We start from the raw sequence: 12,459 nt of genomic DNA, 5'->3' as shown, positions 1-12,459 counted from the left end.
TCTCAGAACTCCGCGTAGAGTCGGCCGGGGTTGAAGATCCCCTTGGGGTCGAGCTCGGCCTTGAGACGGCGGTGGTACTTGAGCAGCACCGACGGCAGCGGGGTAAAGGGCTCGACCGTTCCCCCGGTACCGATGTGGGGGCCATAGCAGGTGGCATGGCCGTCGACGCGGGCGCAGGCCTGGCGGATCGTCTCGGCCGGGACCTCGCTTCTCACCCAGCGCTGGGTGCCGGCCCAGTCGTAGAGCAGGTCGCTCTCCTTGACGCCGGGCAGGTCGAGCGCCGGCGTGTGGTGGGGCAGCGCCAGACGCCACAGGGGACGCGGGTCCTCCGTCGAGAAGAACGCCAGCCGCTGTTCGCGCAGCGCGGTCCAGAAGTCGTCCTTGAGCTCGTCGCCGCCCAGCCGGTCGGCGGTGGCGGCCACCGAGCTCGGACCGCCCTCCAGGCGCAGGTGCAGGGCACCGTCGAGCCAGGCGGCGGCGGTGATCGGCAACGGCTGGCGGCCCCACTCGGCGAGCCTCTCCAGGGCGTGGGACAGCGACATGTCCAGGTGCAGGCTGCGAGTGGTGCCGGGCCGCGGCAGCACCTTCATGGTGACCTCGGTGAGCAGCCCCAGGGTCCCTTGGGCGCCGACCATCAGCCGCGAGAGGTCGTAGCCGGCCACGTTCTTCATCACCTGGCCGCCGAAGCGCTGCTCGATGCCCTCGTGGTTGATCACCCGGGTGCCGAGCACGAAGTCGCGCACGCTGCCGGCCCAGGGACGTCGCGGGCCGGAGAGCCCGGTGGCGACCATGCCGCCGACGGTGGCGCCATCGCCGAAGTGGGGCGGCTCGCAGCCCAGCATCTGGCCGTTCTCGGCCAGCGTGGCCTCGAGCTCGGTCAGGGGCGTGCCGGCGCGCACCGAGACGATCAGCTCCACCGGATCATAGTAGGTGATACCTCGATGCCCGGTCGTGTCGAGGATACGGCCTTGCACGCGTCTACCGTAGAAGGCCTTGGTGTCGCCGCCGACGATGCGCAGGGGCGTCCCGTCGCGGTCGGCGTCGCGCACCAGCTCGGCGAGGGCCTCGGCAATATCCTGGGCGTCGTGGATGCCAGGCGCGTTGTCGGTGTTCTCGGTCATGGTCGTCCCTCAGAAGCGCGGCAGGTCGGGGTGCGGCAGCCGACCCGCGTGCACGTGCATGGCGCCGAACTCGGCACAGCGGGCCAGCGTGGGGATGTTCTTGCCCGGGTTGAGCAGCCGTTCGGGGTCGAAGGCGGCCTTCACCGCGTGGAAGGTGGTGATCTCGTCGGGGCGGAACTGGGCGCACATCTGGTTGATCTTCTCGCGGCCCACGCCGTGCTCGCCGGTGATGGTGCCGCCGACCTCGACGCACAGCTCGAGGATCCTGCCGCCGAGTTCCTCGGCCTGCTCGAGCTCGCCCTCGCGGTTGGCATCGAACAGGATCAGCGGGTGCATGTTGCCGTCGCCGGCGTGGAAGACGTTGGCCACCCGCAGGCCGTACTCGGCGGAAAGATCGGCGATGCCCTTGAGCACCCGGGGCAGCTCGCGGCGCGGGATGGTGCCGTCCATGCAGTAGTAGTCCGGCGACATGCGGCCCACCGCGGGGAAGGCGTTCTTGCGGCCGGCCCAGAATTTCGCGCGCTCGGCCTCGTCGCGGGCCTGGCGAATCTCGGTGGCGCCGGCCGTCTCCAGCACGCGGCGCACCGTCTCGCAGTCGTCGTCGACGTCGGCCTCGACGCCGTCGAGCTCGCAGAGCAGGATCGCCTCGGCCTCCACCGGATATCCGGCGCGGATGAAGTCCTCGGCGGCGCGGATCGCCAGGTTGTCCATCATCTCGAGCCCGCCAGGGATGATGCCGGCGGCGATGATGTCGCCGACCGCGCGGCCGGCCTTCTCCACATCGTCGAAGCTGGCCATCAGCACCTTGGCGGTCTCGGGCTTGGGCAGCAGCTTGACGGTGATCTCGGTGACCACGCCGAGCATGCCCTCGGAGCCGGTGAACAGCGCCAGCAGGTCGAACCCCGGGGCGTCCGGCGCCTCGGCGCCCAGCGTCAGGTGCTCGCCCTCGATGGTCAGCACCTCGACGCGAATCACGTTGTGCACGGTGAGGCCGTACTTCAGGCAGTGCACGCCGCCGGCGTTCTCGGCGACGTTGCCGCCGATGGAGCAGGCGATCTGCGACGAGGGATCGGGGGCGTAGTAGAGGCCGTGGGGGGCGGCCGCCTCGGAGATGGCCAGGTTGCGCACCCCGGGCTGGACCCGGGCGGTGCGGGCGTCGGGGTCCAGCTCGAGGATGCGGTTGAAGCGCGACATCACCAGCAGCACGCCCTGCTCCAGCGGCAGGGCACCGCCGGAGAGGCCGGTGCCGGCACCACGGGTGACGACCGGCACACCCAGCGCCCGGCAGCGCTTGAGCAGGGTCGCCACCTGATCCAGGGTCTCGGGGAGAGCCACCAGCATGGGTAGCACCCGGTAGGCGGAGAGGCCGTCGCACTCGAAGGGGCGCAGGTCCTCCTCGCGATGCAGCAGGGTCAGGTCGGGAACCGCCCGCTGGAGATCGGCCAGCACCTCGGCCTTGTCGTTGCTCGGCAGCTCGCCGTCAAGGCGGGCGTCGTAGAGGATGTTCATGGTGACTCCTCGTGCGTCTCGCTAATGAGCGTCTCGGTAATTCTGTGACCGTGGGCGACAATCTGTGGTTTTGTTGCGCGCCTGTCCAGCCTATGGTGTGGTGGTCAGACCAGTAATTCATCTATTATATGGAAAGTATTTCCAATCTTTCTTTCCTCCTGCAGAGTAAACGGCCCGTCGCCGGTTTACCACTGCGATCGGACAATCCAGGGAGCACGCGATGGCCTTCCCGACCGACGACATGCGCGGTGGCACGCGCACCCCCGAGAGCGTCGCGGCCAGGCTCGAGCAGCTGATTCTCGATGGCGTCTTTCGGCCGGGGCAATTGCTGCCCTCCGAGCGACGGCTCTGCGACAGGCTGGGGGTGTCGCGCTCCTCGCTGCGCGAGGGGTTCAGGATCCTGCGCAGCAAGGGGGTCATCGAGACCCGTCATGGCCATGGCTCGACGGTGGCGGCGCTGCTGCCGGCCCGGGACCAGAGCCCGCTGATGCACCTGTTCAAGAGCCATCCTCGGACGCTGTATGACCTGCTCGAGGTGCGCGCACTGCTCGAGGGGGAATCCGCCCGACTCGCCGCGAGCCGGGGCACCCCGGCGGACCGGGTGCTGATCACCCGCCGCTACCAGGAGATGGCGGACTATGTGGAACGGGCCGACGCCATCGACGTCGAGCACCTGGCGCGGCTCGATCACGGCTTTCACCTGGCGATCTGCCAGGCCTCGCACAACCCGGTGCTGGTGCACACCCTGCAGAGCCTGACGGACCTGCTGCTGAGCTCGGTCTTCGCCTCGGTGAAGCACCTCTACCATCGCCCCGGGCCGCGGGAGATGATCAACCGCCAGCATGCCCGGCTGCATAGGGCCGTGGTGCAGGGCAAGCCGGAACTGGCCCGGCGCGTGGCGCTCGAGCACCTCTCCAGCATCGGCGAGGCGCTGCGGGAGATCGAGGTCGAGAACGAGCGCCTCGAGCGCTCGGCCATGCGCCTGGAAGGCTGGGAGTGAGGGCGGGGCCCGGAGGGGCGGGTTGACCGCACAATCTTTTGAATTCATAATTAGGATTTAGCGGTTCCATTGCATGGCGCAATCGCCAGTCGATGTCTGTCGAATCGCCTCTTGCACTAGGTCGGGATGATTCCTCATGGATAAAATCAGGCAGAACACCCTGCATGGTGAGGTTGCCGAGCGGATTCGCGACCTGATCGCCCAGGGTACGCTGGCGCCCGGTAGTCGTGTTCCCGAAAAACAGCTGTGCGAGCAGTTCGGAGTGTCCCGGACTCCCCTCAGAGAGGCTCTCAAGGTCCTGGCCTATGAGGGCTTCGTCGAGCTGTTGCCGAATCGCGGCGCACGGGTCGCCAAGTTGACCAGGGCAACGCTCAAGAACACCTTCGAGGTCATGCAGAACCTCGAGGCCCTGGCCGGCAAACTGGCCGGGGAGCGAATCACCGAGGCGGAGCTGACCAACATCGAGGCGCTCCATTATCAGATGCTGTCGCACTACAAGAGCGGCAACATGCAGGAGTACCTGCTGGTGAATCAGCAGATTCACGAGGCCATCGTGGTGGCTTCCCAGAACGACGTGTTGATCGACGTCTACAAGAACCTCAACCATCGCGTGCGCCGGGTGCGTTTCACCGCCGAGCTGAGCAAGGACTACTGGTCCCAGGCGATCAGTGAGCACGAATCCATGGTCGAGGCGCTGCGGGCCCGTGACGGCGCTGCCCTGGGACAGATCCTCAGCCGACATCTGCGCAACAAGGTGGAGATGTCGGCGCTCGAGGAGATGGCGGAGTAGCCGAGGGCGTGCCTGTCTAGGCAAAAACGCGGATGCCGGCCGAATAGGCCGGCATCCGCGTTCTGGCTTGGCATCCCTGCGGGATGACACCCCTCAGCCTCAGCTGGCGATGTTGGCGCCTCGCTGGAGGGCATGATGCCGACTCATCCGGCAGGCGATGGCAAAGGCGTGACGCATGGCCTCCGCGCTGGCCTTGCCCTGGCCGGCGATATCGAAGGCGGTGCCGTGGGCGGGGGTGGTGATGGGGATCGGCAGGCCGCCCTGCACGGTGACACCGCGCTCGAAGCCCAGCAGCTTGAGGGCGATCTGTCCCTGGTCGTGGTACATGGTGACCACGGCATCGAATTCGCCGTCGCGGGCGCGGCGGAAGAGGGTGTCGGCGGGGAAGGGGCCCTGGGCCGGATAGCCCGCCGCCACGCAGGCCGCGATGGCCGGGGCGATGACGTCGATCTCCTCGCGACCGCAGGTGCCCCCCTCGCCGGCGTGGGGATTGATCGCCGCCACCGCGATGCGGGGAGTGGCCACCCCGGCCGCCACCAGGGCGTCATGGATCAATCGCGTGGCGCTCAGGATGCGTTCCGGGGTGACGAAGGAAGCGGCTTCACTGAGCGGCACATGGGAGGAGATGCGCGAGGTCCAGAGAGGACCGAGGGTGTTGAACTCGCAGACGTCGCCCTGAACCTCCAGGTACTCGGCGAAGAAGTGCAGCTCGTCCTCGTGGCGCAGCCCGCCCTGCTTCATCGCCAGCTTGTTGAGCGGGGCGAAGCAGATGGCATCGATCCGGCCGTCGCGAGCGGCGTCCAGGCAGTGGGCCAGGACCTTCAGCACCGAGGCACCGCAAGCGGCGTCGACCCGGCCGTACTCGACCTCCTCGCGCCTTATGCTGTCCAGTGGCAGCAGCACGGGGCCGGCCTGCCCACGAGCCTCTGCCCAGGTCGCGATCTCGGGGAGCTCATGACGCGTGCCGGCGACGCGCTGGCCCTCCTGCCACAGCCAGGGATCGCCCACCACCACGATGTCGGCCTGGGCCACCGCCTCGCGGTCGGCCAGCAGCCTGGCGACCAGTTCCGGGCTGATGCCCGCCGGGTCGCCCAGGGTCAGGGCCACACAGGGTCTTGCTTGGGTCATCTTGCACTCTCCTCGTGATTGAGCTCACGCTTCCTGCCAGGCAGCGCCATCCGGATAGACGTGGCGCGACAGCGACTCGGGGTAGAGGGTGATGCTGTAGCCCGGTGCGGTCGGCACCTGGTAGCGCCCGTTGCGGATCACCACGGGGTGCTCGAAGTGCTCGTGGAGGTGATCGACGTATTCGAGGATGCGCCCCTCCAGGGAGCCCGAGACGGCGATGTAGTCGAACAGCGAGATGTGCTGCACGTACTCGCAGAGGCCGACGCCACCGGCATGGGGACAGACCGGCACGCCGTGCTTGGCGGCCAGCAGCAGCACCACGATGACCTCGTTCAGGCCGCCGAGGCGCGCGCTGTCGATCTGGCAGTAGTCGATGGCGCCGGCCTGCAGCAGCTGCTTGAACATCACCCGGTTGTGGCAGTGTTCGCCGGTGGCGACGCCGATGCTGCCCAGGCGGCGGCGAATCTCGGCATGGCCCAGGATGTCGTCGGGGCTGGTCGGCTCCTCGATCCACAGCGGGTCGAACTCGGCCAGCCGGCGCATGTTGGCGATCGCCTCGTCGACGTCCCACATCTGGTTGGCGTCCATCATCAGGGTGCGCTCCCAGCCGATCTCCTCGCGCAGAATCTGCGCGCGACGGCGGTCCTCCTCGAGGTTGCCGCCCACCTTCTGCTTGAAGTGGGTCCAGCCCTCGGCCAGCGCCTCCCGCGCCAGGCGGCGCACCTTGTCGTCGTCATAGCCGAGCCAGCCGGCCGAGGTGGTGTAGGCGGGGTAGCCGTGCTCGCGCATCTCCTGCTCGCGAGCGGCGCGGCCGGCGGCGTTGCGCCGGAGCAGCCCCAGCGCCTCCTCGGGGGTCAGGGCGTCGGTGACGAAGCGGAAGTCGAGGCAGCGGACCAGTTGCTCGGGCGACATGTCGACCAGGAGTTTCCAGATCGGCTTGCCTTCCGACTTGGCCCACAGGTCCCAGATGGCGTTGACGATGGCCGCCGTGGCCAGGTGGATGACGCCCTTCTCCGGGCCGGTCCAGCGCAGTTGGCTGTCGCCGCTGGTGAGCCGCCGCCAGAAGGTGCCCATCTCGGCGGTGATGGTCTCCAGCGTCTCGCCTTCGATCAGGTAGGCGAGCGACTCCACGGCCTTGACGCAGAGCTCGTTGCCGCGACCGATGGTGAAGGTCAGGCCGTGCCCTTCGAGGCCGCTCTCGGCATCGGTGTGCAGGGTGACATAGGTGGCCGAGTAGTCCGGCGCCGCGTTCATGGCATCCGAGCCGTCCAGGGAGCGCGAGGTCGGAAAGCGGATGTCCTGAACCTCGAGGCGGGTGATGGTGGTCATGGTGGTGGATTCCCGTGCAAGGGCTTGGGTGGAAGGGCGAGTGGCCATCAGCCTAGGCAGCCCAATTGATAACCTTCCAATCGTTTTTTTCTCAATATCGATCGGAATTGGTTATCGATTGGTCGACATTCGCCCTGCGGCTCGCAGCTCCCCGCGGCGCCTTCCCCCTTGCCGGCTGCGTTCTGCCGGAGGCCTGTTGGGACGAAAGTAGAATACGTAATTTTGGATTCATAATTCATATTGTCTGGGCCAATCACAATTCCGGGGGAAAGCACATGACGCGACAAGCGGCAGAACAGGGTACGGCAGGTCGTCAAGCGCCGGCGCTGCAGGATCCGGCGCTGTTCCGGCAGCACGCCTATATCGACGGTCGCTGGGTCGATGCCAGCGACGAGGCGATCATCGAGGTGGTCGATCCGGCCAGCGATACGCCCCTGGGCAGCGTGCCCCGCCTGACCCAGGCGCAGGTGAGCGAGGCCGTCGAGGCGGCCGATCGCGCCTTTCCCGCCTGGAAGGCCAAGTCCTGCAAGGAGCGCGCCGTCATCCTGCGGCGCTGGTACGAGCTGTGCATGGCGCATCAGGAGGATCTGGCCCGCATCCTGACCCTGGAGCAGGGCAAGCCGCTGACCGAGGCTCGGGGCGAGATCGCCTATGGTGCCGCCTTCATCGAATGGTTCGCGGAGGAGGCCAAGCGGATCTACGGCGACGTCATTCCCGCCCATGCCACGGATCGCCGCATCGTGGTCACCAAGGAACCGGTCGGGGTGGTGGCGGCCATCACGCCCTGGAACTTCCCCAATGCGATGATCACCCGCAAGGCCGCCGCCGCCATGGCCGCCGGTTGCACGGTGGTGGTCAAGCCGGCCTCCAGCACCCCCTTCTCGGCGCTGGCGCTGGCGGCGCTGGCCGAGCGTGCCGGCGTGCCCCGTGGGGTACTCAACGTGGTCACCGGCAGCGCCCGGGTGGTGGGGGATGAGCTGACGGCCAACCCGCGGGTCCGCAAGCTCTCCTTCACCGGCTCCACCGAGGTGGGCAAGGTGCTGCTCACCGCCTGTGCCCAGACGGTCAAGAAGGTCTCGATGGAGCTGGGGGGCAACGCGCCCTTCATCATCTTCGAGGATGCCGATCTCGATCAGGCGGTGGCCGGGGTCATGGCCTCCAAGTTCCGCAACACCGGCCAGACCTGCGTGTGCGCCAACCGCATCTTCGTTCACGAGCGAATCTATGATGCCTTCGCCGAGCGTCTCGCCCAGGCGGTGGCGGCGCAGCGGGTCGGCAGCGGCATCGAGGCGGGGGTGACCCTGGGGCCGCTGATCGACCCGGCCGCGGTGGCCAAGGTCGAGGAGCACATCGCCGATGCCCGGGAGCGCGGGGCGAGCGTCTATCTGGGCGGACAGCGCCATGCGCTGGGCGGCAACTTCTTCGAGCCGACGATTCTCACCGATGTCTCCGCCGACGCCCGGTTGATGAACGAGGAGACCTTCGGCCCGGTGGCGCCGCTGCTGCGCTTCAGCGACGAGCAGGAGGTGGTCCGCCTGGCCAACGATACGCCCTATGGCCTGGCCAGCTACTTCTACACCCGTGACATGGGCCGGGTGTGGCGGGTGGCCGAGGCCCTGGAGTGCGGCATCGTGGGCATCAACGAGGGCATCATCTCCAGCGAGCTGGCGCCCTTCGGCGGCGTCAAGGAGTCCGGCATCGGTCGTGAAGGCTCCAAGTACGGCATCGAGGACTACATCGAAATCAAATACCTCTGCATGGGTGGGCTGTGATGCCTGGCCGCACGACGACACGGGAGACGACATGAGCGACGCGCAGTTGACGACACCGCGAGTGGGCATGGTCGGGATCGGCCTGATGGGCCACGGCATCGCCACCAATATCCAGCGGGCTGGCTGGCCGCTGGCCTTCCTCGATCACCCCGGCAATCAGCCGGTCGATGGGCTCCTCGCCCAGGGGGCGACGTCATTCGCCACGGGGGCGGAGCTGGCCCGTCATGCCGAGGTCATCATTCTCTGTGTGACCGGTTCGCCCCAGGTGGAGGAGGTGCTGTTCCGCGAGGAGGGGGTGCTGCAGGGGCTCCGGCCCGGCAGCGTGATCATCGATTGCTCCACGGCGATTCCCAGCTCGACGCTGCGCATCGCCGAGGCGGTGGAGGCGGCGGGCGGACGCTTCCTGGATGCCCCCATGACGCGCACCCCCAAGGAGGCCGCCGAGGGGCGGCTCAACCTGCTGGTGGGCGGGGATCGCGAACTGTTCGAGGCGCAGCTGCCGCTGCTGCAAAGCTTCGCCGAGAACATCACCCATGCCGGTCCGGTCGGGGCCGGTCACCAGCTGAAGCTGCTGCACAACTTCGTCTCGGTGGGCTTCTCCACTGTGCTGGCCGAGGCGGCGGCCTGTGCCGAGCGCGGCGGCATCGAGCCCGGGGTGTTCGTCGATGTCCTGGCCCAGGGCGGTGGGGCGGGCACCGTGCTCGAGCGGCTGCGCCCCTACCTCCAGGCGCGCGACGCCTCCGGCTTCCGCTTCAGCATCGCCAATGCCCACAAGGATCTGGGCTATTACCTGGCCATGGCCGGCGATCTGGGCGCGGCGCGGGAGGCCGCGGCGGGCATCGACAAGGTGCTGGGCGAGGCCGAGTCGGCGGGTCATGCTCAAGCCACGCTTCCTGAACTGATCGGTATTCTGGGGGGCGACCAGGGCTCCTGAAGAGTAGTGGGACAACACGGTTCGGGACCGCTTGCTCCCCCCACTGGTGGGGGCTAGGGTGAGCGATCGACACTGGTTATCGGGGGCCGGAAGCTTTGGACAATCTGTCATCGGTCGGCCTGTGTGGCTGGATGCGCTTCAAGCACCTGCTGTTGCTGATCCACCTCGATCGGCGCCGCAACATGCATGCCGCCGCCCGTCAGATGCACCTCAGCCAGCCGGCCGCCAGCAAGATGCTGCGCGATCTGGAGGCCTGCTTCGGGTTTGCGATCTTCGAGCGCCAGCCGCGCGCCATGGTGCCGACCGAGCTAGGCGTGCAGCTGATCCGCCATGCCGAGATCCTGCTCAACGATACCGAGCGGATGGTCGAGGACCTCCAGCTCCGGCGCGAAGGGGGCTACGGTCGTCTGCTGATCGGCGCCATCCCCGCGGCTGCCCCGGAGATCCTGCCGGCGGCGATCGCCGCGCTCAAGCGGCGGCGGCCGCGGCTGTCGGTCAGCATCGACGAGCAGAGCAGCGATCGCCTGCTGCAGGCTCTCGAGTACAAGCAGCTCGACCTGGTGATCGGCCGGCTCACGGCGGTCAGTCAGCACAACCTGTTCGACTTCGAGCCCCTGCTCGAGGAGCCGTTGCGGGTGGTGGTGCGCCGCGATCATCCGCTGGTCGGCAAGCCGCAGGCCGCGCTGTCGGCGTTGAGTCGTTGGCCATGGATCCTGCATCCCCATGCCAGCCCCATGCGTCAGGTGTTTGAGGCCGCGCTTGCCGAGGCCGGCATCGCTTCGCCCGACGATACCATCGAAACCACCTCGACCCAGACCACCCTGCAACTTCTGCTCACCTCACCGATGCTGGCGGTGCTGCCCTGGTCGGTGCTCAAGCGCCCCCTGGCCAGCGGCCAGTATGCGCTGCTGCCGCTGACCATCGGCAAGCCGCTGGACTACTACGGCATCATCACCCGCAAGCACGAACCCCTGTCCACCGCCACGTCAGAACTGGTCGACGAGCTGCGCCGAGAGGTGCAGTCGCAACGGCCCCGCCTGCCGGGTTCGGCCCCGGCCTGACCCCGGCCCTTCGTGCCGCTCTCCGGGCACCATCCAGCCATCGCCTGGCAAAGGGCCTAGACGAAAGTCGACGTTGATAAAATGAATTATGAGTTCATAATTATACCGTGTCGGGTATCGAAGGCTGCCTTCCAACCCGTCGACGGCGAATCGCCGGATGGGCCGAGCACGTTGGCTGTCACCACAGGGTGGTGACAACGGCTCTGGCAAGACAAGTACAAACAAGGTGATAGAGATGATGAAGATTGCATGGGTCGGCAAGACCGCACTGTCTGGTGCGCTTTGCCTGGCGCTGGTCAGCGGCAGTGCCAACGCTTGGGAACCTCAGCGCAATGTCGAATTCGTGGTGCCGTACAGCGCCGGCGGCGGCAGCGACATCAACGCGCGTATGCTGGTCGAAGCGGTGCGCGAGACCGGGCTGGTGAACGGCAATATGCTGGTCAACAACCGCCCCGGCGGCTCCGGTGCGGTAGGCAACAGCTACACCTTCAGCAAGCGCGGCGACGGTCACACCATCATGACCTTCAACGGCGGTCAGATGATGAGCATGGTGGTCAACAACGCCACCGTACAGCTCGACGACCTCACGCCGCTCGCCACCCTGGCGCTGGATACGCTGTTCGTGGGCGTCAAGGCCGGCGGCGAGTTCACGGATCTTGACAGCCTGATCGAAGGCGCTCGCCAGGACCCGGGCGGCATCACCATCGGCGGTGCCGGTCGCGGCGGCGAGGACCACCTCGCCTTCTCGATGCTCAACGACAACCTGGGGGCCGAGTTCCAGTATGTGCCCTTCGACGGTACCGGCGACGTGACCGCCGCTCTGCTGGGTGGGCACATCGATGCTGCCATCTTCAAGCTGGGATCGCGGGTCGATCAGAGCATGATCAGTTTCCTGGCCACCTATTCGGAAGAGCGCCTCGATGCGCCCTTCGACGAGGTGCCGACCTTCGGTGAGCTGGGCTACGACGATCTCTCGCTGATGATCTTCCGTGGCTATGCCGGGCCGCCCGAGATGCCCAGTGAAGCCGTCGAGTACTGGGAGAACGTCTTCCGCGCCGCCTCGGAGACGAACAAGTGGACCCAGGACTATGTCGAGAACAATGGGCTGATTCCCACTTTCATGGGGGCCGAGGAGAGCGCCGAGTACTACCGCAGGGAGCAGGAACGGTACCGGACGATGTTCCAAGAGGCCGGCATGATCGACTGACGCGCGGGGCGTGGTTGCCGGCTGGCGCCACCCCCAGTCGTTCCCCTGCGGCCGCCTTGCTCCTCCCCGACCCGACTGCATAACAGGCGGCGAAGAGGGCAGAGGCGGCCGCCACCGTCAAGAGGCGCAAGCCATGTCAAGCGTGAATCAAGCACCGGCCGGCGGCGGCCGGCCCTGGGTCTCACTGCTGGTCACCCTAGGCATCATCGTGATGGGGCTCGTCTGGGCCGGCTTTGGCTGGCTCCAGTACGGGGTATGGGTACACAACGGTCCCGGCGCCGGCTTCTTCCCCCTGGTGATGGGGCTGGGCGCCGCTCTGCTCGGTGGCTACGAGCTGCTGCGCCGTAGATGGGCCGCCGATGTAGTGGGGGTGCGCAATCTCTGGCCGGCCGTGGCCATGGGCATGGCCGTCGCTAGCATTCCGCTGTTCGGCATGGTGCTGGCGATGACGCTGTTCATCGTGCTGTGGATGGCGCTGATCGAGCGTCAGCCGTGGCTCAAGTCGGTGGTGATCGGGGCCTGCACGGGCGGCGTGATCTACCTGCTGTTCGGCATGTGGCTGATGGTGGCGTTCCCCCCGGGGGCCCTCATCGAGCTGTTCCGATAAT

General features: G+C 67.3%; 11 protein-coding genes. 7 read left to right on the top strand and 4 right to left on the bottom strand.

From position 1 onward, the window contains the following. Positions 1–2: 2 nt before the first annotated feature. Together glcE and glcD are read right to left on the bottom strand one after the other, a co-directional pair. Entirely contained in the window at positions 3–1,121 is a 1,119-nt protein-coding gene (gene glcE, locus AC5W54_RS14780) for a glycolate oxidase subunit GlcE (RefSeq protein ID WP_495962850.1), read from the bottom strand. Positions 1,122–1,130: 9 nt separating this feature from the next. Further along, positions 1,131–2,630 (bottom strand): glycolate oxidase subunit GlcD, encoded by a 1,500-nt coding sequence (gene glcD, locus AC5W54_RS14775; protein WP_495962849.1) that lies wholly within the window; start codon positions 2,628–2,630, stop codon positions 1,131–1,133. Between the two features lie 220 nt (positions 2,631–2,850). Between glcD and glcC the strand changes: the two genes are divergently transcribed. Both glcC and AC5W54_RS14765 read left to right on the top strand, forming a co-directional pair. Further along, the gene (gene glcC / locus AC5W54_RS14770; RefSeq protein ID WP_495962848.1) at positions 2,851–3,630 is read left to right on the top strand and encodes a transcriptional regulator GlcC; all 780 of its coding nucleotides are present in this window, start codon (positions 2,851–2,853) and stop codon (positions 3,628–3,630) included. 136 nt (positions 3,631–3,766) lie between these two features. Beyond that, a complete protein-coding gene (locus AC5W54_RS14765) occupies positions 3,767–4,420 on the top strand; it encodes a GntR family transcriptional regulator (protein ID WP_495962847.1) in 654 nt (217 codons plus the stop codon). A 99-nt stretch (positions 4,421–4,519) separates the two neighbouring features. Here the strand turns inward: AC5W54_RS14765 and AC5W54_RS14760 are convergent, their stop codons facing one another. Together AC5W54_RS14760 and AC5W54_RS14755 are read right to left on the bottom strand one after the other, a co-directional pair. Then, entirely contained in the window at positions 4,520–5,548 is a 1,029-nt protein-coding gene (locus tag AC5W54_RS14760) for a 4-hydroxythreonine-4-phosphate dehydrogenase PdxA (protein ID WP_495962846.1), read from the bottom strand. Between the two features lie 24 nt (positions 5,549–5,572). Further along, positions 5,573–6,877, bottom strand: a complete 1,305-nt coding sequence (locus tag AC5W54_RS14755; protein WP_495962845.1) for an L-fuconate dehydratase — start codon at positions 6,875–6,877, stop codon at positions 5,573–5,575. Positions 6,878–7,152: 275 nt separating this feature from the next. Between AC5W54_RS14755 and AC5W54_RS14750 the strand changes: the two genes are divergently transcribed. From AC5W54_RS14750 to AC5W54_RS14730, 5 genes are all read left to right on the top strand, one after another. Next, positions 7,153–8,649 (top strand): NAD-dependent succinate-semialdehyde dehydrogenase, encoded by a 1,497-nt coding sequence (locus AC5W54_RS14750; protein ID WP_495962844.1) that lies wholly within the window; start codon positions 7,153–7,155, stop codon positions 8,647–8,649. A 31-nt stretch (positions 8,650–8,680) separates the two neighbouring features. Beyond that, a complete protein-coding gene (locus AC5W54_RS14745; RefSeq protein ID WP_495962843.1) occupies positions 8,681–9,583 on the top strand; it encodes an NAD(P)-dependent oxidoreductase in 903 nt (300 codons plus the stop codon). A gap of 95 nt (positions 9,584–9,678) precedes the next feature. After that, a complete protein-coding gene (locus AC5W54_RS14740) occupies positions 9,679–10,644 on the top strand; it encodes a LysR substrate-binding domain-containing protein (RefSeq protein ID WP_495962842.1) in 966 nt (321 codons plus the stop codon). Positions 10,645–10,879: 235 nt separating this feature from the next. Next, on the top strand, positions 10,880–11,851 hold the full coding sequence (locus AC5W54_RS14735; protein ID WP_495962841.1) for a Bug family tripartite tricarboxylate transporter substrate binding protein: 972 nt from the start codon (positions 10,880–10,882) through the stop codon (positions 11,849–11,851). 133 nt (positions 11,852–11,984) lie between these two features. Then, positions 11,985–12,458, top strand: coding sequence for a tripartite tricarboxylate transporter TctB family protein (locus AC5W54_RS14730; RefSeq protein ID WP_495962840.1), 474 nt, complete (start codon positions 11,985–11,987; stop codon positions 12,456–12,458). The last annotated feature ends 1 nt before the right edge of the window (position 12,459 follow it).

The sequence above is a fragment of the Halomonas sp. LMYGS-3 genome (genome assembly GCF_059509875.1).
The sequence above is the reverse complement of the archived record's forward strand: the minus strand, read 5'-3'. Positions and strand labels throughout refer to the sequence as shown.

Bases quoted from the DNA above. Each gene is read 5' to 3' on its own strand.
- glcD (WP_495962849.1), bottom strand. From the start codon at position 2,630: ATGAACATCCTCTACGACGCCCGCCTTGACGGCGAGCTGCCGAGCAAC.
- AC5W54_RS14745 (WP_495962843.1), top strand. From the start codon at position 8,681: ATGAGCGACGCGCAGTTGACGACACCGCGAGTGGGCATGGTCGGGATC.
- AC5W54_RS14735 (WP_495962841.1), top strand. From the start codon at position 10,880: ATGATGAAGATTGCATGGGTCGGCAAGACCGCACTGTCTGGTGCGCTT.
- AC5W54_RS14750 (WP_495962844.1), top strand. From the start codon at position 7,153: ATGACGCGACAAGCGGCAGAACAGGGTACGGCAGGTCGTCAAGCGCCG.
- AC5W54_RS14755 (WP_495962845.1), bottom strand. From the start codon at position 6,877: ATGACCACCATCACCCGCCTCGAGGTTCAGGACATCCGCTTTCCGACC.
- AC5W54_RS14760 (WP_495962846.1), bottom strand. From the start codon at position 5,548: ATGACCCAAGCAAGACCCTGTGTGGCCCTGACCCTGGGCGACCCGGCG.
- glcC (WP_495962848.1), top strand. From the start codon at position 2,851: ATGGCCTTCCCGACCGACGACATGCGCGGTGGCACGCGCACCCCCGAG.
- AC5W54_RS14730 (WP_495962840.1), top strand. From the start codon at position 11,985: ATGTCAAGCGTGAATCAAGCACCGGCCGGCGGCGGCCGGCCCTGGGTC.
- AC5W54_RS14765 (WP_495962847.1), top strand. From the start codon at position 3,767: ATGGATAAAATCAGGCAGAACACCCTGCATGGTGAGGTTGCCGAGCGG.
- glcE (WP_495962850.1), bottom strand. From the start codon at position 1,121: ATGACCGAGAACACCGACAACGCGCCTGGCATCCACGACGCCCAGGAT.